The organism is Streptomyces sp. NBC_01497 (genome assembly GCF_036250695.1).
Classification (GTDB): domain Bacteria; phylum Actinomycetota; class Actinomycetes; order Streptomycetales; family Streptomycetaceae; genus Streptomyces.
The window spans coordinates 2774810-2796080 of record NZ_CP109427.1; the positions used below are offsets into that span (position 1 = coordinate 2774810).

The following is a 21271-nucleotide window of genomic DNA, read 5'->3' on the forward strand; positions in this document are numbered from 1 at the left end:
GGTCGCTGCTCTCAGGACGGCGGCTGCTGTGAGGAGTCGAGACTCGGAAACGCTGGCCCGGTACCCCGATGGCGCGCACTCCGCCGGGTGCGCACCATCGGGACAGGCCTTACGGGCTGTTACTTCCTGAACGTGTTACTTCTTCAGGAAGACCTGCGTCACGTCGACCTCGTTCGAGTCGTTCGAGTAGCGCAGCCCACCGACGTTGGATCCGAAGATCTGGAACGTCTTGGTGTAGTAGACCGGGGCGGCCGGGTTGACCCGCTCCATGATGTCCTTGTTGATCGCCGCCCAGGCCGCCTGGGCCTTCGTCGGGTCGGTGATCTTCTCAGCGGCCGCGATGTCGGCGTTGACCTTCGGGTCGTTGATGTGCGAGTAGTCCGAGGACCCGTCCTGCAGGTTGGACCCGTCGTACGTCGGCGGGATGACGGTGGAGGCGGACGGCCAGTCCTGACCCCAACCGGTCATGTAGAGGTCCATGCCGTTCTTGAGCTTGCCCATCTGCTCGTACCAGCTCTGGTTGTCGACCTCCTTGGTGACGGGGTCGAGACCGATCGCCTTCAGCATGTTGGTGATGATCACCGACTGCTGCTGGCGGATCTGGGTGTTCGCGTAGGCGTAGACGACCTTCTTGCCCTCGGCGTGCGCGGCCTTGATCAGGGCCTTGGCCTTGACGAGGTCACCGTTGGGCTTCTTCAGCTTGCCGAAGGGGTCGTACTTCGCGTCGAAGCCGGGGACGGTCGGGGCCAGCAGGCTGTTGGCCACCTCGCCACCGAACGCGCCACCGTCGAGCTTGTAGATCTGGGCGCTCGGCATGGCGTACGTGATGGCGTCACGGATCCGCTTGTCCTTGATGCGGTCCATGTTGAAGTTCATCTGCCACACGTAGGGCTGGTAGCCCTGGATCGTGCGGGCCATGGCGGCCTTGCTGCCGGTCACGTTCGGGACCTGCGTGGTCTCGACGGCACCGGTCCACTGCATGGCGTTCTGGTCCGTGCCGCGGTCCGCGAGGATCGACTTGGTCTGGTCCTCGTTCTGGACGTTGACCTGGATGTTGAACCCGTTGACGTACTGGTGGCGCACCGAGTCCGTCTTCGGGTCCCACTGCGGGTTCTTGACCAGCGTCATCGACTTGCCGGGCTTGTAGTCCGCGATCTTGTAAGGACCGGTCGACAGCGGCATCTGGTCGTACTTCTGCTTCGTGTCGCCCTTGATCGGCACGGCCGAGTAGCCGGGCATCGTGAGCGCCTGCGGCAGGTCGGGCTCCGCCGTCTTGAAGTGGAAGACGATGGTCTTCGCGTCGGGCGTGGCGAGCACCGAGTCGGGCAGGTGCTTGCCGTCGTAGCCGCCGCCCGGGAGGGCCTTGCGGTACGTGGTGCCGGCGCCGGAGAGCCACTGCTGGAGGTACGTCGGGCCGTCGGTCTCGAAGGACGCGTACAGCCGCTCGACCGAGTGCCGGATGGTGGCCGACGTGATCGCGTTGCCGTTCTGGTCCTTGATGCCGTCCTTCAGCGTGTACGTCCAGGTCTTGCCGCCGTCGGTCTGCTTGCCGGAGTCGGTGGCGAGGTCGCCGACCACGGTGAGCTTGCCGCTGGCGTCCTGGGAGTACTGCGTCAGACCGCGCTGCAGCAGGCGGTCGAGGACCTTGCCGTCACTGACGTAGGTCTGGCCCGGGTCCAGGTGCGAGAAGTCGGCCTGCTGGTAGACCTGCATGGTGCCGCCGCTGTGGGCACCGGCCTCCGCGGGGGCCGGCCCCGTGGACTGCTGGGCATCGCCGAAGGCAACCGGCTGGCTCAGCTTCTTCGCGTCCGACTGGGTCTGCGTCTTGGGCTGCCCCTTGCTGCCCCCGTCGCTGCCGCCGCACGCGGTGAGCGCCAGCGACCCTGCGGCAACGGCTATGACCGCAGCCTGGGTTCTGCGCGAGCCAAAGATCCTCATGGTGGTGAGTACCTATCTGTCAGTAGTGATCGGGCTGTGCTGCTTGTGCGCGCGGCCTGAATCCGGCGCCCTGAGGGCAGCGATCCCCTCAGCGGGGTACCGACGGGAGTGTCAGCGCCCGGACTTCGGGTCGAAGGCGTCTCGGACGGAGTCGCCGAGGAGATTGAAGGCCAGCACGAAGATGACCATCGCGGCGCCCGGGTAGAGCATGTACGCCGGGTCCTGCTGGATGAACCCCGCACCGTTCGAGAACATGCGGCCCCAGTCCGGGGTGGGCTCGACGAAGCCGACACCGACGAAGGAGAGGAACGCGACGTTCAGAACGTTCGAGGGGAGCTGGAGCGTCGCCTGGACCAGGATCGGTGACCAGAGGTTCGGCAGCAGCTCCTTGCGGATGATGCGCCAGGGTGAAGCACCGGAGATCTTCGCCGCTTCCACGAACTCGCGGTCGCGCATGGTGAGCGTGGCGGCTCTGACCAGACGGGCGAGGCCCATCCAGCCCAGGATGCCGGTGACGAAGATGATCGCGCCGGCCCGTAGCCAGACCGGGGTGTTCTCGTCCGGCTTGACGAACGCGGCCGTGATGACGGGCATCGAGGCGATCATGAACAGCTGCGAGGGGAAACCGAGCAGAAGGTCGGTGAACCTGCCGAGCCAGAAGTCCACGGCGCCGCCGAGGTAACCGCCCAACAGGCCGATCAGCACCCCGAGGACCACGACGACCACGGTGGCGCCGAGTGCCGTGTAGATCGACGTGCGCATGCCGTACAGCAGTTGCATGAACACGTCGCGGCCGAGGTTCGGCTCGATGCCGAACCAGTGACTGCCGGACGCGCCACCGAACGCGCCGGAAGGCATGTTGAACTCGTTGAGCAGAGTCAGGCTGTTCTGCCCGTAGAGCGTGTACGGATCCTTCCCGTACAGCTTGCTGATGACGGGGGCGAGAATCGCGATCAGGAAGAAGAAGATCACGACACAGGCCGAAATGATCCCGGTGCGGTCGCGCTTGAAACGCATCCACATCAACTGACCGGGAGACAGGCCCTCACTGGGCTTTGTCTCCTGGGCGCCGTCCTTCGTCAGGACGTCGGGACCGGACCCGCCGGGGACCGAGGTGTCTTCGGTCTGAACTGGACTTGTCACGATCGCACTTCCCCCGTGGGGATCACCATCGCGCGCCCGACCCGTGTGGTGCGTATGGCACCGCGCATGGGGTCCTCCTCATGAGTCCACTTGTCACTTACGAGAAGGGCAGTCATCTACGCGCGCTGACTCAGCGGTGCCTACGCGCCAGTTGCCTGCCCTCAGTGTGCTCGTGAGTCGTCGCCCCCCACAGCGCATGACCCATTGACCCGAGCTCAATGGAGCCAACTATTAAGTACGACCGGGCCGTAAACCACACTTAAAGGGTCTCGTTTTGACAACATCGACCAAGGGCGTCCGCCCGAAATCCGGACAAACTTAGTCCAGACAGACACCCCCGAAACGGACCGTTAACATATGTTCCGGAGAGCGACGTCCGGAATCCGGACGGCATTCAGAGAAAAATGATTTGCTCAGAGGCTTGGTCCGGGATATTAAACGGCCCGGCCCTGCCGCACGGGCGATGCCGTGCGGCAGGGCCGGGCCGTTGCCCGTACCACGCCGGTTCCTGCCGCTCCGTGCGCCTACGCGGCCCCGGACAGGCCGGTGGCCGCGGGCGGGGCCCACGGGCCCCGCCCAGGCCCCCCGGGGGGCGTCAGGAGTGCGTCAGGAGCGTCAGCGCTTGGCGCGCGAGGCGGCGCGACCGCGCTCCTTCTGGTCCAGGACGACCTTGCGGATGCGGACAGTCTCCGGAGTCACCTCGACGCACTCGTCGTCGCGGCAGAACTCCAGCGACTGCTCCAGCGACAGCTTCCGCGCCGGGACCACGTTCTCCGTGGTGTCCGCGGAGGCGGCACGCATGTTGGTGAGCTTCTTCTCCTTGGTGATGTTCACGTCCATGTCGTCGGCGCGTGAGTTCTCGCCGACGATCATGCCCTCGTAGACCTCGGTGCCGGCCTCGGTGAAGATGACACCGCGCTCCTGCAGGTTGACCATCGCGAACGGCGTCACCACGCCCGAGCGGTCCGCGACGAGCGAGCCGTTGTGGCGGGTGCGCAGCTCGCCGAACCACGGCTCGTGGCCCTCGAAGAGGGAGTGCGCGATGCCCGTGCCGCGGGTCTGGGTGAGGAACTCCGTACGGAAGCCGATGAGGCCGCGGGACGGGACGATCCACTCCATGCGCACCCAGCCGGAGCCGTGGTTCGTCATGGTCTCCATGCGGCCCTTGCGGGTCGCCATGAGCTGGGTGATCGCGCCGAGGTGCTCCTCGGGGCTGTCGATCGTCATGCGCTCGATCGGCTCGTGCGTCTTGCCGTCGATCTGCTTGGTGACGACCTCCGGCTTGCCGACGGTCAGCTCGAAGCCCTCACGGCGCATCTGCTCGACCAGGATGGCCAGCGCCAGCTCACCGCGGCCCTGCACCTCCCAGGCGTCGGGGCGCTCGGTGTCCAGGACGCGCAGCGAGACGTTACCGACCAGCTCGCGGTCGAGGCGGTCCTTCACCTGGCGGGCGGTGACCTTGTGGCCCTTGCCGCCCTTGCCGACGAGCGGCGAGGTGTTGGTGCCGATCGTCATGGAGATGGCCGGCTCGTCGACCGTGATCAGCGGCAGCGCGATCGGGTTCTCGGGGTCGGCCAGCGTCTCGCCGATCATGATGTCCGGGATACCGGCGATGGCGCAGATGTCACCGGGGCCGGCCTTCTCGGCGGGCCTGCGGGTGAGCGCCTCGGTCATCATCAGCTCGGTGATGCGGACGTTGGACATCGTGCCGTCGCGCTTGATCCACGTGACGGTCTGCCCCTTCTTCAGCTCGCCCTGCTCGACCCGGCACAGGGCGATCCGGCCGAGGAAGTTGTCGGCGTCGAGGTTGGTGACGTGGGCCTGCAGCGGCGCGGCCTCGTCGTACTCCGGGGCCGGGACGTGCGCCAGGATCGTGGAGAAGAACGGCTCCAGGCTGTCGCTGTCGGCGGGGACGGTGCCGTCCTCCGGCTTGGTCAGCGACGCGACGCCGTCACGCGCGCAGGCGTAGACGATGGGGAACTCGATCTGGTCCTCGTCCGCGTCCAGGTCCAGGAACAGGTCGTACGTCTCGTCGACGACCTCGGCGATCCGGGAGTCGGGGCGGTCCGTCTTGTTGATGCACAGGATGACCGGCATCCGGGCGGACAGCGCCTTGCGCAGCACGAACCGGGTCTGCGGGAGGGGGCCCTCGGAGGCGTCGACCAGCAGCACCACCGCGTCGACCATCGACAGGCCGCGCTCGACCTCACCACCGAAGTCGGCGTGGCCGGGGGTGTCGATGATGTTGATGGTGATGACGTCGCCGCCATCCTTCGGGTGGTACTTCACGGCCGTGTTCTTGGCCAGGATCGTGATGCCCTTCTCACGCTCCAGGTCGTTCGAGTCCATCATCCGCTCGTCGAGGTGCTCGGCGGCGTGGGCGGCGAAGGCACCGGCCTGCTTCAGCATGGCGTCGACCAGGGTGGTCTTGCCGTGGTCGACGTGGGCGACGATGGCGACGTTACGAATGTCGTGGCGCGTGGGCATGCTGACTGGCGCTTCTCTCGATCGTGGGATGAGGCGGCTGTCGTTCTGCTCCGTCCGCCCGCCGGGCGTCACGCCACGGCTCCCTCCATCGTACGGGGCCCGGGGACCCCGGGCCCGCCCGGCCGAGTGGGCAGGGGGCCGGAGCCCACCGGGAACGGGGCCGCGGAGCGGGTCGCGGGGCTCCTTGGCGGCCCTCGCCGGGGCTTCGCACAGGCCGGTGCGGCGAGCGGGGGCGGCGGCGGACGGCCGGGACCGCGAAAGCGGGTCCTGCCTGCTCAGGGGCCACGTGGGCGGTCGGACGCGGGGCGGGCGAGGGGGCCGGCCCGGGGCGCCGGTCCGCGACCGGCGGAGGATGCGGGCGGGGGCGCGATGGAGCGGACAGGGCGAGCTCGGGTCAGGGACTCGGACACGAGCTTGCCCGCCGGGGAGAGGCGCGGGCAAGCGGTTTGGGCCCCTGTGCGGGGCCCTCTCGGACGTGCGGGCCCTTTCTTCGTCCGTGGTTTTCGGCCCGAGCCCCGCCGGGACGCCTGCTCTTCCCCAGAACTTCAGATCCCCGCGGCGGGGCCGGGGGCCTCCGCTCCGGTGATCGGCGGCCCGGGGACCGCCGGGGAGCTCTGCTTCGGGGAGCTCTGGGGACAGGGAGCCTGGGGAGCTTCGGGGACAGGGGCTGGTGCGCTTCGGGGGTCGGGCGACCCGAGGGACCTCCACGAAGCCGGGTCCCCGGGGTGAACGCGGGGGAGTTCCGAGGCCCGGGTCCGCGCGGATCGCTGCGGGAGGCCCGGGCCGGGCGGGCTCGACTGCGTCAGGCCTGAGTCCGCGCGGGGGACACCACAAGACCCCGGCCCGGCCCCGCGCGGATTCGCGCGCGGGGCCGGGCCGGGGTCGGTGCGGAGCCGGTCCTTGCTGGTTCAGGGCCCGTACGGCCCGGTCCTGGCCCGTTCGGGCCGGTCCGGGGTCAGACGGTCAGGCGGTCAGGCGGTCAGGAGTCGTCGTCGGACGAGTCCTCGTCGCCGGCCTCGTCGTCCTTGCCCTGCGCCGCCGCCTTCGCCTTGGCCTTCGCCTTCTCCGCCTCGGCCCCCGAGTGGCCCTTGAGGGTGGTGAAGCCGATGTCCTGGTAGCGCGGCGTCTGGAAGCCGAAGGCCCCCACGTTCTTGACGTCCTTGCGCGCGGCCACCAGCTCGGGCCGCTGGTAGAGCGGGATGGAGCCGGCGGCGGCCCAGATGCGGGCGTCGGCCTGCTTGAGCAGCGTGTCCTCCTTGCTCGCGTTCAGCTCACCGGCCGCCTGATCGAACAGCTGGTCGATACGGTCCGTGCCGACACGGGTGTAGTTCTGCTCCACCATCAGCGATCCGTCGGCCGCGGGCTGCGGCTTCGCGTAGATCGGCCGTCCGTCGGTCGCCGGGTAGGCGCTCGCCGGCCAGGAGTACAGGGCGAGGTCGTAGGAGCCCGACGCGATGTAGTCCTTGAAGAAGCTGCTGTCCGGGACCTTGGTGATCTCGGTCTTGATGCCGACCTTGTCGAGCATCGTGCCGATGCGGTCCCCTACGGCGCGCAGCTGCTCGGAGCCCTGGCCGGCGGGCAGGACGAAGCGGAGCGTCAGCGGCTTGCCGCCCTTGCCGAGCGGGCCGCCCTTCGGGGCACTGCCGGGCGACGCCGTCGTGGACGGGGTGGCGGTGCCGGGCGATGCCGTACGGGACGGCGAGGCCGTGGTGGACGGGGATGCCGTGCCGGACGGCGAAGCTGTGCCGGACGGGGATGCCGTGCCGGACGGGGCTGCCGTGCCACGCGGCGCGTAGGCGCCGGCCATCCCGCCGGGCTGCTGCTCGGCGGGCTTGTCGTCGGACGCGCTGCCGCCCGTGTCGCCCTTCTTGGCGCTGTCCTTCTTGGTGTCCTCGGACGCGTCGCCCTTGCCCGGCTTGTCCGCGCCGCCCGAGCCCTTCTTCTCGTCGGCCTTCTCGCCGTGCGCGTCGGCGTCGGTCTTCTTGCCCTCGCTGCCGGCCTTCGTGCTGTTCTTCGGCACTTCGCGGGCGCCTTCCGGCGTCCAGCCCGCGTCCGCGAGCAGCGCCTGGGCCTCGTGCTTGTCCGGCTTGCCGAGTGCGTCACTGGCGTCCGCGTACGCGGGCTGACCCGCGACGGCGAGGTGACTGCCGAGCGTCCTCGCGGGCAGGCCCAGCGGCTTGAGCACGGTGTCGGCGAGCTTTTGCCGGTCGATGGCCCGGGCGACGGCACGCCGTACGCGGTCGTCCGCGAGCGGCCCGGTCTCCCCGTTCATCGCGAGCTGTGTGTAGGCGGGCTCCAGCGACTTGCGCACGGAGAACGCCTTCAGCGACTTCTGCTCGGTCCTGAAGGCGGCGAGCTCCTTGCCCTTGAGCTTCGCGGCCTGCGCTTCCGTGGCGGCCTTGGCGGCGGCGACGCGGCGCGCCTCCTCGGCCTTCTCCTTGGCGTTGGGCTTGGCAGCCTGCCCGCCGTGCGCACCCTGCGCCCCTGGGGCGCCCTGGGCGGGCCGGGCGGCGGCGGTGCCGGCCGGGCCCGACGCGGAGGAGACACGTTCCGCCAGGCCGGTGTCGACGTCGGCGACGTCCAGGTCGCCCGCGGCGAGCGCCGTCGCGCGCCCGTCCATCGGGACGGCGCGCAGCACGACCGAGTCGAGCTTCGCGGGCGCTCCCCACCAGTGGGGGTTGCGCACGAGGGTGGTCTCCTTGTCCTTCCGGTCGACGGACTTGACCTCGAAGGGGCCCGCGGAGACCTTCAGCGCGGCCCGGGCGCCGTCGTTGAACGCGCTGGGGGTGGCCATCACGTCCTTCGGGTACAGGGGCGTGAACAGCGACTTCCAGTCCGCGTAGGGCTTGCTGAAGGTGACCTTGACGTCCAGGTTGTCCTTGCCGCGCTGGATCTTCTCGATCCGGTCGTAGCCGGTGTTCCTGGCCGTCCAGAAGGCGGAGTTGCGGCCGCGCAGCGCCTGCCACTGGGCCACGAAGTCGGGGGCGCCGATCTCCCGGCCGTCGCTCCACACGGCGGCCTGGTTGAGCTTGTACTCCACCACCTGCTTGGGCTCGCGGTCGATGACCTTCGCAGACTCCAGGTAGTCGGAGTCCGCCTTCGGCGCGCCGTTCTTGTCCAGTGTGTACAGCGAGGGCAGTACGGCGTCCGCGATCCGGCCGGTCGTGGAGTCGGCGTCCGCCTGGAAGGCGTTGAGCGTCGCGGGCACCGTGTCGACGGCCCACTTCAGGGTGCCGCCCTGCGCGAGCGAGCCGCGGGAGGCCGGGGAGATGTCGACGGCCGCGGGGTTGCCGTTGTCGTGGTCCGAGCTGCACGCGGACAGGACGGGCAGGGCGAGGACACCGGTGGTGAGGAGCGCGACGGAGCGGAACGTCCGGGGGCATGTCCGCCCGGAGCACGTCCTCCCGCGTGGGGCGCCGACCTGGGACATGACTTGTACCTCTTCATCCTGTTTTGTGGAATTTAGAGATGATCACACCTATGCCCTCCCACTGAAGTGGCCCGTGCGGTCAGGGGGCGGTCGACACGGCGGCACACGCCCCCAACGCCACCCGTGCGGCCCATTCGCGCACACGGTCTTCCCAAGCGGGATGTGACGCGGAACACTCCTGTACGCGCACGAAGAGCCACCCGGGGCCCGCACCCCCCGGGAAACCCCGCACGCCACCGCGACCGCGGAAGTGAGGGAACGACCCATGTCCCTGCAGGACGAACTCACCGCCGTACGACGCTGCCTCGACGACCTCGTCCGCACGGTCGGACGCCTGGAACAGAGCCTCGCGCAGCTTCCGGAGGACCGGTACGGGCCCCGCTCGGCCGACCGCGTCGACCTGGTCACCATCCCCGACACGCCGTACGACAGCACGCTGTGGACGGACTCGGACGACGAGGGCCTGGGGGTACGCGACCACCGGGCGCCATAGCGGCCCCGGCCGAGCCGGGCCCGCCCGCGCGCGCGGCACCCCGCCGCGCTCCGTACGCGCCGGGTCCCGGGGCCGCGTCGTGGCTCCGCCCTCCCCTCCGCGATCCACCGCACCGGACCCCGCTCCCTGATCCGGCCCGTCCGCACGAAAGCCCCTGGGAGACCCCTCACCTGGGAGACGTCTTGGCCACCGGCACGGAACCTCCTCGCACCACCCCTCCCACCACCCCCGCCACCACGGGTACGGGCGTGCGCGGCGCCGGGCGCGCCGCCATCGCGGCCCGCCATCTGCGCACCGACCGCTGGTGGCTGCAGCCCGCGGTGACGGCGGCGGGACTGCTCGGCTTCATCGCGTACTCGGTCTGGCGGGCGTTCGCGAACGCCGACTACTACGCGGCGCCCTACGTCTCACCCTTCTACTCGCCGTGCGTCGCGCACGACTGCGTCCCCATGAAGGGCGGCGCCGACTGGGACGTCTTCGGCAGTTGGTGGGGACTGTCCCCGGCCCTGCTCGTCCTGATCTTCCCGCTGGGCTTCCGGCTGACCTGCTACTACTACCGCAAGGCGTACTACCGGGCCTTCTGGTCCTCGCCGCCCGCCTGCGCCGTGGCCGAGCCGCACGCGAAGTACAGCGGCGAGACGCGGCTGCCGCTGATCCTCCAGAACGTCCACCGGTACTTCTTCTACTTCGCGCTGCTGGTCGCGGGCATCCTGACGTACGACACCGTGCTGGCGTTCCGCGACGCGCACGGGGCCTTCGGCCACATGGGCCTCGGCTCGCTCGTCTTCGTCGCCAACATCGCGCTGATCTGGGCGTACACCCTCTCGTGCCACTCCTGCCGCCACCTGATCGGCGGCCGGCTGCGGCATTTCTCCCGGCACCCGGTGCGCTACCGGCTGTGGGGCCTCGTGGGGAAGCTGAACGCCCGGCACATGCAGCTGGCCTGGGCGTCGCTGATCAGCGTCGCCGTCGCCGACTTCTATGTGTACCTGGTCGCCTCCGGGGTCTTCGCCGATCCGCGCTTCTTCTAGACCACGACCGTCCGGACCACGACCGTCGGAGCACGCCCGTCGGAGCACGCCCGTCGGACCAGCAGGCAATCGCAGGGAGAGCCACCAGAAATGACGCAACCGGAACGAGGCCAGTGGGACGTCGTGGTCGTCGGGGCGGGCGGTGCCGGGCTGCGGGCCGCGATCGCCGCCCGCGAGGCGGGCGCCCGTACGGCCGTGATCTGCAAGTCCCTGTTCGGCAAGGCCCACACGGTGATGGCCGAGGGCGGCATCGCCGCGTCCATGGGCAATGTGAACTCCGGCGACAACTGGCAGGTGCACTTCCGGGACACCCTGCGCGGCGGCAAGTTCCTCAACCAGTGGCGGATGGCGGAGCTGCACGCCAAGGAGGCACCCGAGAGGGTGTGGGAACTGGAGACGTGGGGTGCGCTGTTCGACCGTACGCCCGACGGGCGGATCTCCCAGCGCAACTTCGGCGGGCACCAGTTCCCGCGCCTCGCGCACGTCGGCGACCGCACAGGACTTGAGCTGATCCGTACGCTCCAGCAGAAGATCGTCTCGCTCCAGCAGGAGGACTTCCGCGAGACCGGGGAGTACGAGTCCCGGCTGAAGGTCTTCCAGGAGTGCACGGTCACGCGGATCCTGAAGGATCAGGGCCCGAAGGGCGGCGACCGGGTGTCGGGCGCCTTCTGCTACGAGCGGGAGTCGGGCAGGTTCTTCGTGCTCGAAGCGCCCGCCGTCGTCCTCGCGACCGGTGGCATCGGCAAGTCCTTCAAGGTCACCTCGAACTCGTGGGAGTACACGGGCGACGGACACGCGCTGGCGCTGCTGGCCGGGGCGCCGCTGATCAACATGGAGTTCGTGCAGTTCCACCCGACGGGCATGATCTGGCCGCCGTCCGTGAAGGGCCTGCTGGTCACGGAGTCCGTACGAGGCGACGGCGGGGTCCTGCGCAACGCCGAGGGCAAGCGCTTCATGTTCGACTACGTGCCCGACGTCTTCAAGGAGCAGTACGCGGAGTCCGAGGAGGAGGGCGACCGCTGGTACGAGGACGCCGACAACAACCGCCGCCCACCCGAACTGCTCCCCCGCGACGAGGTCGCCCGCGCCATCAACTCCGAGGTGAAGGCGGGCCGCGGCTCGCCGCACGGCGGGGTCTTCCTCGACGTCTCGACGCGGATGACGCCCGACCGGATCCGGCGCCGGCTGCCGTCGATGTACCACCAGTTCAAGGAACTCGCGGACGTCGACATCACCACGGAGGCGATGGAGGTCGGCCCGACCTGCCACTACGTGATGGGCGGCGTGGCCGTCGACTCGGACTCCGCCGCCGCGCTCGGCGTGCCGGGTCTGTACGCGGCCGGCGAGGTCGCGGGCGGCATGCACGGCTCCAACCGGCTCGGCGGCAACTCGCTCTCCGACCTGCTGGTGTTCGGCCGCCGGGCGGGACTGGGCGCGGCCGGGTACGCCGCGGCGCTCCCCGAGCGCCCCCGGATCGACGAGGACCAGGTGGACGCGGCGGCCGCGGAGGCGCTGCGGCCGTTCAGCGCGGAGGAGGGCGCGACCGGCGACGGGAGCGGCGCGGGCACCGCGCCCGGGTCCGCGGGCGCCACCGGGACCGCGCCCGCCGAGAACCCGTACACGCTCCATCAGGAACTCCAGCAGACGATGAACGACCTGGTCGGCATCATCCGGCGGGCGGGTGAGATGGAGGAGGCGCTGGAGCGGCTCGGGAAACTGCGGGTACGGGCGCGGCGCGCGGGCGTCGAGGGGCACCGGCAGTTCAACCCCGGCTGGCACCTGGCACTCGACCTGCGCAACATGCTGCTCGTCAGCGAGTGCGTGGCGCGTGCCGCGCTGGAGCGCACGGAGAGCCGCGGCGGCCACACCCGCGAGGACCGGCCGGACATGGAGGCACGCTGGCGCCGGGTCAATCTGCACTGCGCGCTGAGCGGTCCCGGCGCCCCGGACGCCACCGGTCCCGAGCACGGCCAGATCACGCTGACCCGGCAGGAGACCCCGCCGATCCGTCCCGACCTGCTCGCCCTCTTCGAGAAGGAGGAGCTGGTCAAGTACCTGGCCGAAGAGGAGATCCACGAGTGAGCACACACGCGGGTACGGGGACGGACTCCGGCACGGGGACAGGTTCCGGCACGGCCGCGGGCGGGGGCGCCGGCCCGTCCGGCACGGCGTACGCCGCGCACTTCCGGGTGTGGCGGGGCGATGCGGACGGCGGCGCCCTGGTGGACTTCACCGTCGACGTGCACGACGGCGAGGTCGTCCTCGACATCATCCACCGCATCCAGGCGACGCAGGCGGCCGACCTGGCGGTGCGCTGGAACTGCAAGGCGGGCAAGTGCGGTTCGTGCAGCGCGGAGGTCAACGGGCGGCCCCGGCTGATGTGCATGACGCGCATGTCGGTCTTCGGGCGGGACGAGACGGTCACCGTGACACCGTTGCGCGCCTTCCCCGTCATGCGCGACCTGGTGACGGACGTGTCGTTCAACTACGAGAAGGCCCGGGAGATACCGGCGTTCGTCCCGCCGCCGGGAGTGGCGGCGGGCGACTACCGGATGGCGCAGGTCGACGTGGACCGCTCGCAGGAGTTCCGCAAGTGCATCGAGTGCTACCTGTGCCAGAACACCTGCCACGTCGTACGCGACCACGAGGAGAACAAGACAGCGTTCGCCGGGCCCCGCTATCTGATGCGCGTCGCGGAACTGGACATGCACCCGCTCGACGCCGCCGAGGAGGCGGGGCTCGACCGCAAGCGGACGGCCCAGGACGAGCACGGCCTCGGCTTCTGCAACGTCACCAAGTGCTGCACCGAGGTGTGCCCGGAGGGCATCAGGATCACGGACAACGCCCTCATCCCGCTCAAGGAGCGGGCGGCGGACCGGGCGTACGACCCGCTGGTCTGGCTGGGCAACAAGATCCTGCGGCGCGGACGCGACACCGACACCGGCACCGGCACCTGACCCGCCCCGGCCGTCCCCGCCCTGCCACACCCACCGCGCCCGCGCCGGAACCGCGCGCCGAACCTCGCGCGCCAAAGCACCGAAGCGCCGAAGGGCCCGCGCCCGCCGGAATCGGCGGAGGCGGGCCCCGGTGCGTGGCGGTCGGCGGCCACGCGCCCGCGCGGCGCGTACCGCGAGCGGCGGACGGTCAGCCGAGCAGCTTGATGATCGCGTCGGTGGTGTCCGTCTCGCCCAGGCGGGGGAAGACCCGCTCCACGGCGTTGCGGTGCGTCTCGGCGTCCATGTCGGTGACGGCGTCCGTCGCGACGGTGACGTTGTAGCCGTGCTCGTACGCCGCCCGCGCGGTGTTCTCCACGCCGATGCTGGTCGCGATGCCGCTCAGCACGACCTGCGTCACGCCCCGGCGGCGCAGCTGGAGGTCCAGGTCGGTGCCGTGGAAGGCGCCCCAGACCTGCTTGGTGACGACGATGTCGCTGTCCTGCCGGCCGAGCCCTTCGACCAGGTCGGCCCAGTCGGCCGGCGGCTGCCCGCCGCCGGACGCGCCCTCGGTGCGGCCGGGGGCCCCGCCGGTGACGCGGACGAGCACGACGGGCAGGCCCTTGGCGCGGAACGCGGCGGCCAGGCGCGCGGAGCGCTCCACCACTTCGTCGGCGGGGTGGACGGTGGGCAGGGAGACGATCCCCTTCTGCAGGTCGACGACGACCAGGGCGGTCTTGGGGTCGAGGGTGGTGGCGCTCATCTGAGGCTTTTCTCCTTGGATTTGGTGCTTCGTACGGCGCCGCGCGGAGGATGTCCCCGCCCGGCTCTGTTCGATATGTCCCGGTGTGCCGGATGCGTCCGCATCACGCCCGCCGGGGTTCTCGGGCCGTGCCTGTCAGGTCCGGGAGCCGCGGCGCAGCGCCCGGTCGGTCAGGGTCACGACGATCAGCAGCACCCCGAGGCCGGCCGACACCACGGCCATGAGGTGCAGACCGCTGTCACTGGCCTTCTGGCCGTAGGCGAGAGCGATCAGGCTCGACGCGGCGATGGCGCCGATGTACTGGGCGGTGCGCTGGAGTCCCGCGGCGGAACCGATGCTCTCCGCCGGCGAGTACGACTGGACGGCCGCCTGGTTGCTGGTGCCGATGAGGCCCTGCGGGACACCGAAGCATGCTCCCGCCACCAGCAGGACCACCAGCGGGGTGTGGCCGCCGATGAAGGCGAGCAGGATCGCACCCGCCAGCAGCAGCACACTGGCCAGGGTCAGCGGGCCGCGGATGCCCTTCGTACGGGCACCGAGCAGCGAACAGACCAGCGCGGCCACCGACATGGGCAGCATCAGCAGGCCGGTCATGGCGGAGGAGTAGCCGCGGCCGTCCTCAAGCCACTGCGTGAAGCCGTACATCACGCAGTAGATCAGCAGGTAGCTGAGACCGTGGCGGAGGTAGGTGCGGGCCAGCGCCCCGTTCGCCGCGAGCATCCGCAGGTCGATGAACGGCTGCCTGGAACGCAGTTGCCAGCGGACCAGGACCACCGAGACGACGGCGAAGGGCGCGAGCAGCCACCAGATCGGGTGGCTGAGGTCCAGCAGGAAGAACGCCAGAAGCGTCAGCGCGGTGGTGAACAGGCCGATGCCCAGCGGGTCGACGGACCGCCACACGGAACTCCGCGCCCCGGCCGCCGGATCGGCGGCCCTGGCCGCGGCCCGTTCGGCGCGCGTGGCGTCCCTCGGCACGTAGACCAGCGCCATGACGAAAGCGGCGAGCGCCACGGGCAGGTTGACGGCGAAGATGCCGCGCCAGCCGAAGATCCCGACGAGCAGCCCGCCGAGGGTCGGACCGACCGCCGCGCTGCCCAGCCCCGCGAAGGACAGCCGGGCGAGCACGGGCCGTGGCGGCGTCCTGCCGACCCGGCGGCCCTCGTCGCGCAGCACGGACATGGCCGCCGGGTAGGCGGCGGACGTGCCGATGCCCAGCAACAGCCGGGAGAGCAGCAGCCAGCTGAAGGACGGCGCGAACGTGCCGACGATCCCGGACAGGAAGACCACGGCCAGGCCGCCGAGGAAGACCCGGCGCGGGCCGAGCGAGTCGGCGAGCTTGCCGAGCACCGGCTGCGCGACGGCGCTCGCGAGGTACAGGACGGAGATCAGCCAGGCCGTGTCGGCCGCGCCGACACCGAAGTCGTGCCCGATCGACACCAGAGCCGTGGAGATCATCGTGGTGTTGAGCGGGTTGAGCAGGGAGCCCATCAGCAGCGGCAGGGTCAGGCGTCCCGCGAAACCCTTCCGCGCGCCGGGACGGGACTCGGTACCCGGCCGGGTCGGCAGGGGACGTCCGGCCCGGCCGGGGGCCGCACCGGAACCGGGGGCCGCGCCGGAACCGGAGGCAGCACCGGTGGGGCTCGCGCCGGTGGCGGGGTCGGTGGCGGCGGGGTCAGCCGTGCTGTCGCGTGCCGGTGATGACGTGTCGTTCCCTCCGTCCGTACGGGGGTCGTGGGTGTCGGTGGTGCTCACAGGAGCCGTGCTCTCACTTCTCGGTCAGGCGTCGCAGCAGGGCCGCCGCGGCGGCCAGGGTGCGGCGCTCGTCCGCTTCGAGTTCCTCGGCGATCACCTTTGACAGCCAGGTCTGCTTGGCCGCGCGCACGCCCGCGAGGACGGTACGGCCGTGGTCGGTGACGGAGACGACGGACTGCCTGCCGTCGGTCGGGTGGGGCGTCCGTTCGATCAGGCCCTGCTCCTCCAGCACACCGAGCGTGAGGCGCATCGACTGCGGCCTGATGTGCTCGGCGCGGGCGAGGGCGGCCGTCGTGGACGGGCCGTCGTCGGTGATCCGTACCAGCGCGGAGCGCTGGGAGGCGGTGAGCCCGGTCTCGGACGAGGTGGACCTCAGGCGACGCGACAGGAGCCCGGCGACTGCGGCGATATCCGCTGCCACCTGTTCCGACGTGGGGTCTCCTGACGAATCGGTCATGGCAACAGACTACGAAATTGACAGGGAGCCTTGCAAGTTTGCCTGCTGTTCCGTGCCTCACTCGGGCTGTCCCGCGCCCCGCCCGGTCTGTCCCGTGCCCCTCGGGCTGTTCCGTGCCCCTCGGGCTGTCCCCTGCCCCTCGGGCTGTTCCGTGCCCCGCTCCTGCCGGGCGGCCGGACGGGTGCCGACAGTCGGGCGGCCGGACGGGTGCCCACGGTGCGGGCGGCCGGTCGGGTGCCGACGGTCCAGGCGGCCGGACCCTGAAGCCCGCGGCCTCAGCCGCGGGAGGTCGCGCCCCAGCCGTCGCGGTACGCCGCCCAGTCGCTCTCCGTGGCCGCGAAGTCGACGTACAGCGCGACGCCGAACCGCTCACGGTGGACGTCGTCGCGGCCCAGTGCCAGCCGTACCCCGTGGATCGCGGCGGCCGGTGTCTCCGCGTACCCGTGGTGGCTCATGTCCTCCTCGCGGTAGAAGGGCAGCCCCATCAGCAGGTCCGTGCTCCGCGGCGTGACCTCCAGGGCGAGCGCGGTCTGCTGGGCCACGTAGCCCCCGTACAGCGACTCCAGCGGCATCGCCGTGTCGTAGGACATGACGGCGACCTGGTCGACGCGGCGCGCGACCTGCGCGAAGTACGCCTGCGACCACCATTTGGGGTGCCCCGTGAGCGCCCCGGCCGCCGCGTGCAGCGCGGGCAGCGGGTCGATCTGCGCCGTGGACACCGACAGGGTCGCGCCGCGCCCCCGGGTCAGGGCGTGCAGTTCGTCGAGCAGCAGCAGGAAGTCGCGGTCGCCGGAGTGCAGCGGTTCCAGGTCGAGGTGCACGCCGTCGTACCCGGCGGCGAGGACCTGCCGGGCGGAGCCGAGGACGGCCTCACGGGTCGCGGCGCGCGACAGCCGCAGGCCGTCCGGGCCCTCGCCGGCGAGGACGTCGCCGAGCCACGCGTGCACCCTGACCCCGGGCAGCGTGCGGTGGACGGCGGCGATCAGCCACGCGGCCTTCGGGTACAGGTCCGCGGGCAGCGTCCCGTCGTGCTCCAGCGGGCCGGTGTGGACATACAGGTCCCGGATACCGGTGCCCCTGACGCGGCGGGCGAACGCGGCGAGGTCCGCGTCGTCCTTGCGGCCGTCGACCCACGCGTGCCCCATCCACACGGCGTCCCTGCCCCGGGTGCGGGTGCCGTCCTGGAGATCGCCCATGTACGTGACGCGCAGCGCGGCGCCGGCCGTGACGACCGGCACGACGACCAGCGCGGCGACCACCACAGCGATCCGCCGGGGCCACCGGGCGCGCGGACCCCGCAACGCTCGCGCCACCGCCGCCATCCGTCCCCGCCCGCGCTCCCGCACCGCCCGATCCCCTCCCCAGGGCGCGGCCCCGAGGCCGCGAAGGCGCTCAGCGTACGGGCGGCGCGGGAGGTCCCGGGGCGCCCGGCGGCAACCGTTGCGGGATCAGTACATGGCGTCGCGCCTGCTCCGGACCCGGTCGGCGGTGCCGGCCGCGCCCCGGCCGACGCGTCAGAACATACTCAGCAGCTGCTCCGCCGTCGGCTCCGAGGCGCTCGCGCCGCCCGGCAGGGCCAGCTCGAACCAGACGGTCTTGCCGCGGGGCGTGCGCCGCGAACCCCACGCGGAACTCAGCATGCCGACGAGCTGCAGACCACGCCCGCCCTCGTCCGTGTCCCGGGCGCGGCGGCGGCGCGGCTGGACCAGTCCCGCGTCCCACACCTCGCACACAAGGGTGCGATCGCGCAGCAGGCGGAGCCTGATCTCGCCCTCGCCGTAGCGCATCGCGTTCGTGACCAGTTCGCTCACGAGCAACTCGACCGTGTCCACGAGCGGTTCGAGGTCCCAGGCGATGAGCTGGGCGCGCGCGTACTCACGGGCCCGGCCGACGGAGCGCGGCTCGCGCGGCAGCCGCCAGTCGCCGACCGCCTCGGCGGGCAGACCCTGGATACGGGCCATCAGCAGGGCGATGTCGTCCTGGCCGTGGCCGGTCTCCAGGGTGGAGAGCACATGGTCGGCGACGTCCTCCAGCGGCCGTTCCGCGTGCGCGAGCGAGGCGCGGAACGCGGTCAGTCCCTCCTCCAGCGTCTGGTCCCGGGATTCGACGAGGCCGTCGGTGTAGAGCGCGAGGAGGGAGTTCTCGGACAGCTCCACCTCGACCTGCTCGAAGGGCTCGCCGCCCACGCCGAGCGGTACCCCCGGCGGCACGTCCAGCAGGAGCGCCTTCTCGCCCGGCTCGACGAGCACGGGCGGCGGGTGGCCCGCGTTGGCGAACGTACAGCGCCGCGTGACCGGGTCGTACACCGCGTAGACGCAGGTGGCGAGGTAGACCTCGGCGAGGTCCGCGTCGCGCGCCTTGTGGGCGACCCGGGAGGCCTGCTGCGCGCCGTTGGGCGTCCCGAGGCCGTTCGCGATCTCGTCCAGCGCGCCGAGCACCTCGGCGGGCTCCAGGTCGAGCAGGGCCAGCGTCCGGACGGCGGTGCGCAGTTCCCCCATGGCGACGGCGGCGCGCAGGCCGCGGCCCATCACGTCACCCACGACGAGCGCGGTCCTGTGGCCCGGCAGTTCGATGACGTCGAACCAGTCGCCGCCGACCTCCGTCGCCGCGTTGCCCGGCAGGTACCGGCAGGCGATGTCGAGGCCGGCGGCCTCGGGGTCGCCGGGGGGCAGCAGGCTGCGCTGGAGGATCAGGGCGCGCTCGTGTTCGCGGCGGTACAGGCGCGCGTTGTCGATACAGACGGCCGCGCGGGCAGCGAGTTCCACGGCGAGGCCGCGGTCGCGGTCGCCGAACGGTTCACTGCCCTTGGCCCGCGCGAACTGCACGAGGCCCACCACCGTGTCGTGCGCGACCATCGGCACCGCGAGCGTGGACTGCAGGAGGCTGCCCGGTTCGCCCGGTATCGACCGCACCCGCGCACTGCGCAGCGCCCCCGCGCTCTGCGAGCTGAACGGGAAGCGGTGGACAGCGCCGACCTCGGGTGAGACATAGCCGTCGTGCCGCTCGTCGGGACCGGAGATCGGCCCGTCCGAGACGGCGCTCGCGAAGGCGACGCGGCGCAGCCGGGCCGTCCCGCCGCCGGACTCCTGCGAGGAGGCGGCCCACCGTCCGGGCGGCGCCTCCTCACCGGTCAGCAGCGACTGGTACAGGTCGACGGAGGCTATGTCGCAGAAGTTGGGGACCGCCACGCCCAGCAGTTCGCGGGCGGTGGTCTCCAGGTCGAGCGAGTTGCCGATGCGGGCGCTCGCCTCGTTGAGCAGCGCGAGGTTGCGGCGCGCGTTCGCGGCCTCACGCGCCGCGACATGACGGTGCGTGATGTCCGTGCCGATGGCGGCGACGCCGAGCGTACGGCCGCCGCCCGCGCCCACCCGGTAGAGGTTCAGCGACCAGTGCCGGCGTTCCTGGCCACCGCCCGGCGGGGAACCGACGATCTTGAACTCGACCACGGGGTCGCCGGTGGCGAGGACCCGGCGCAGCGCGGCCTCCAGCCGGTCGGCCTCACCGAGGGGGAGGTAGTCGTGGACCGACTTGCCCCGGTGCGCCGACGCCCTGCCGCCGAACACGGTGACGAAGCGCTGGTTGACGCGCTGAACGGTCAGGTTCGTACCGAAGAGAATGAAGCCGAACGGAGATTGGCCGAAAATCGCCTGCGAAGAGGCGAGGTCGGTCTCGATCCGACGCAGCGCACGCACATCCACGACGACGCACAGCGCGCCCCGCTCGCCCTGGTCCGTCTCACTGGGCATCACATAGACCTCGGCCAGACCGTGCTGCCGGGCGCCCGCGGCGCTCTCGGCCGACGGCAGGAGATACGGGACCAGACCCGTCCACTCCTTGCCGTCCAGGATCTCGCTGAGTTTGCGATGGCCCTTCGCGCGGAACTCGGGAGGTACGAAGACCTCCAGCGGATCCTTGCCCCTGACCTCAGAGGCCGCGATGCCGAACAGTTCGGCCGCACGCGCGCTCCACTGGTCGATCAGGCCGTCGGGCCCGATCGAGAAGGAAGCCACCCTGATGTGCTCGTAGATGGAGCCGGGCGGGCTGCTCTGCCACACGACGTCATCGCCCGTCGTATCTGGCATCTCTGGTGTCTCGCTCACGCGACCGTCCCCTCCAGCTCACGCACCGGACCGGCCCTGCACCGCAGTATTCAGTACCACGGGCCTGGCTGACACGGCGTTCACGATCACAGCAAGGTCTCGTTCTCTCCGGACCTGCGAGAAACCCGCTGCGACCGTCGTCCCTTGTGACTTCTAACCATGGAGAGGCAGCTCGAACCACACGGTCTTACCTGTCTTGCCCCGCCTCGTGCCCCAGCGACGGGCGGAACACGCCACGAGCTGAAGCCCGCGCCCGCGCTCGTCCTCCGGCCCCGGCGCCCGCTCCACGACGGGCGCCTCCGGGAGCTGGTCGGAAATCTCGACCAGGAGGACGTCCTCCTGGTCGGGCAGTGAACGCATCTCCAGCCGCATGCCGATGGGGCCGGGCGCGTAGGTCAGTGAATTGGTGACCAGTTCGCTGACCAGCAGCATCGCCATGTCCTCGACCGCCGGTGCCAGCCGCCACGCGCGCAGGGTGTCCCGCACGTCATGGCGGGCGACACGCACGGCACCGGGCTCGGCGGGCAGAATCCACTCGGCGGACTCGTCCTCGGTGTCGATCAACCCGACCACTTCCCACAGCACGCGACGCCCCCCGCTGTCTCGTTTGTTTCGGGGATCAAACAGCCCATACCCGAAAATAGACCTAAACTACCGCTCGACGAGGCAAGGGACGACGCGAGCACCGTAGAGATACCGCTAAGAAGTCGCCACACCCCCGCTATGCGTTATGCCCGAACGACG

Annotated in this window: 14 protein-coding genes; 4 read left to right on the top strand and 10 right to left on the bottom strand. The window is 70.9% G+C overall.

The annotated features are described in order from the left end of the window. Positions 1–135: 135 nt before the first annotated feature. The 4 genes from OG310_RS11785 to OG310_RS11800 all read right to left on the bottom strand — a co-directional run bounded on the left by OG310_RS11785 (position 136) and on the right by OG310_RS11800 (position 8998). Entirely contained in the window at positions 136–1938 is a 1803-nt protein-coding gene (locus OG310_RS11785; protein ID WP_329455833.1) for an ABC transporter substrate-binding protein, read from the bottom strand. A 111-nt stretch (positions 1939–2049) separates the two neighbouring features. Continuing rightward, positions 2050–3081 carry an ABC transporter permease gene (locus OG310_RS11790; protein WP_443078613.1) on the bottom strand — a complete coding sequence of 344 codons (1032 nt, stop codon included), beginning with the start codon at positions 3079–3081 and terminating at the stop codon, positions 2050–2052. Positions 3082–3696: 615 nt separating this feature from the next. Beyond that, positions 3697–5568, bottom strand: coding sequence for a translational GTPase TypA (gene typA / locus OG310_RS11795; protein ID WP_329455834.1), 1872 nt, complete (start codon positions 5566–5568; stop codon positions 3697–3699). A 979-nt stretch (positions 5569–6547) separates the two neighbouring features. Then, on the bottom strand, positions 6548–8998 hold the full coding sequence (locus OG310_RS11800) for an ABC transporter family substrate-binding protein (protein ID WP_329455835.1): 2451 nt from the start codon (positions 8996–8998) through the stop codon (positions 6548–6550). Between the two features lie 265 nt (positions 8999–9263). On the opposite strand from OG310_RS11800, the gene OG310_RS11805 reads away from it, so the two are divergent. From OG310_RS11805 to OG310_RS11820, 4 genes are all read left to right on the top strand, one after another. Further along, positions 9264–9491 (top strand): hypothetical protein, encoded by a 228-nt coding sequence (locus OG310_RS11805; RefSeq protein WP_329455836.1) that lies wholly within the window; start codon positions 9264–9266, stop codon positions 9489–9491. A gap of 182 nt (positions 9492–9673) precedes the next feature. Then, a complete protein-coding gene (locus OG310_RS11810; protein WP_329455837.1) occupies positions 9674–10522 on the top strand; it encodes a hypothetical protein in 849 nt (282 codons plus the stop codon). A gap of 90 nt (positions 10523–10612) precedes the next feature. After that, positions 10613–12604 (top strand): fumarate reductase/succinate dehydrogenase flavoprotein subunit, encoded by a 1992-nt coding sequence (locus OG310_RS11815; protein ID WP_329455838.1) that lies wholly within the window; start codon positions 10613–10615, stop codon positions 12602–12604. Then, on the top strand, positions 12601–13479 hold the full coding sequence (locus tag OG310_RS11820) for a succinate dehydrogenase/fumarate reductase iron-sulfur subunit (protein WP_329455839.1): 879 nt from the start codon (positions 12601–12603) through the stop codon (positions 13477–13479). The genes OG310_RS11815 and OG310_RS11820 overlap by 4 nt, the downstream gene beginning before the upstream one ends. A 187-nt stretch (positions 13480–13666) precedes the next feature. On the opposite strand, the gene OG310_RS11825 is transcribed toward OG310_RS11820, so the two are convergent. From OG310_RS11825 to OG310_RS11850, 6 genes are all read right to left on the bottom strand, one after another. Then, positions 13667–14218 (bottom strand): isochorismatase family protein, encoded by a 552-nt coding sequence (locus OG310_RS11825; protein ID WP_329455840.1) that lies wholly within the window; start codon positions 14216–14218, stop codon positions 13667–13669. Between the two features lie 135 nt (positions 14219–14353). Further along, complete coding sequence (locus OG310_RS11830; protein WP_329460136.1) at positions 14354–15706, bottom strand: MFS transporter; 1353 nt, start codon at positions 15704–15706, stop codon at positions 14354–14356. Positions 15707–15983: 277 nt separating this feature from the next. After that, positions 15984–16427 (bottom strand): MarR family winged helix-turn-helix transcriptional regulator, encoded by a 444-nt coding sequence (locus OG310_RS11835; protein ID WP_329455841.1) that lies wholly within the window; start codon positions 16425–16427, stop codon positions 15984–15986. 275 nt (positions 16428–16702) lie between these two features. Then, positions 16703–17749: a hypothetical protein gene (locus OG310_RS11840; protein ID WP_329460137.1), complete on the bottom strand. Its 1047-nt coding sequence runs from the start codon at positions 17747–17749 to the stop codon at positions 16703–16705. A 192-nt stretch (positions 17750–17941) separates the two neighbouring features. Beyond that, entirely contained in the window at positions 17942–20509 is a 2568-nt protein-coding gene (locus OG310_RS11845; RefSeq protein WP_329460138.1) for a SpoIIE family protein phosphatase, read from the bottom strand. Positions 20510–20680: 171 nt separating this feature from the next. Then, positions 20681–21100, bottom strand: a complete 420-nt coding sequence (locus OG310_RS11850) for an ATP-binding protein (RefSeq protein ID WP_329460139.1) — start codon at positions 21098–21100, stop codon at positions 20681–20683. Positions 21101–21271 lie beyond the last annotated feature (171 nt).

Coding starts and splice junctions, on each gene's coding strand:
- OG310_RS11835 (WP_329455841.1), bottom strand. CDS start 16,427: ATGACCGATTCGTCAGGAGACCCCACGTCGGAACAGGTGGCAGCGGAT.
- OG310_RS11800 (WP_329455835.1), bottom strand. CDS start 8,998: ATGTCCCAGGTCGGCGCCCCACGCGGGAGGACGTGCTCCGGGCGGACA.
- OG310_RS11840 (WP_329460137.1), bottom strand. CDS start 17,749: ATGGCGGCGGTGGCGCGAGCGTTGCGGGGTCCGCGCGCCCGGTGGCCC.
- OG310_RS11830 (WP_329460136.1), bottom strand. CDS start 15,706: ATGGGCTCCCTGCTCAACCCGCTCAACACCACGATGATCTCCACGGCT.
- OG310_RS11845 (WP_329460138.1), bottom strand. CDS start 20,509: ATGCCAGATACGACGGGCGATGACGTCGTGTGGCAGAGCAGCCCGCCC.
- OG310_RS11815 (WP_329455838.1), top strand. CDS start 10,613: ATGACGCAACCGGAACGAGGCCAGTGGGACGTCGTGGTCGTCGGGGCG.
- OG310_RS11785 (WP_329455833.1), bottom strand. CDS start 1,938: ATGAGGATCTTTGGCTCGCGCAGAACCCAGGCTGCGGTCATAGCCGTT.
- typA (WP_329455834.1), bottom strand. CDS start 5,568: ATGCCCACGCGCCACGACATTCGTAACGTCGCCATCGTCGCCCACGTC.
- OG310_RS11805 (WP_329455836.1), top strand. CDS start 9,264: ATGTCCCTGCAGGACGAACTCACCGCCGTACGACGCTGCCTCGACGAC.
- OG310_RS11825 (WP_329455840.1), bottom strand. CDS start 14,218: ATGAGCGCCACCACCCTCGACCCCAAGACCGCCCTGGTCGTCGTCGAC.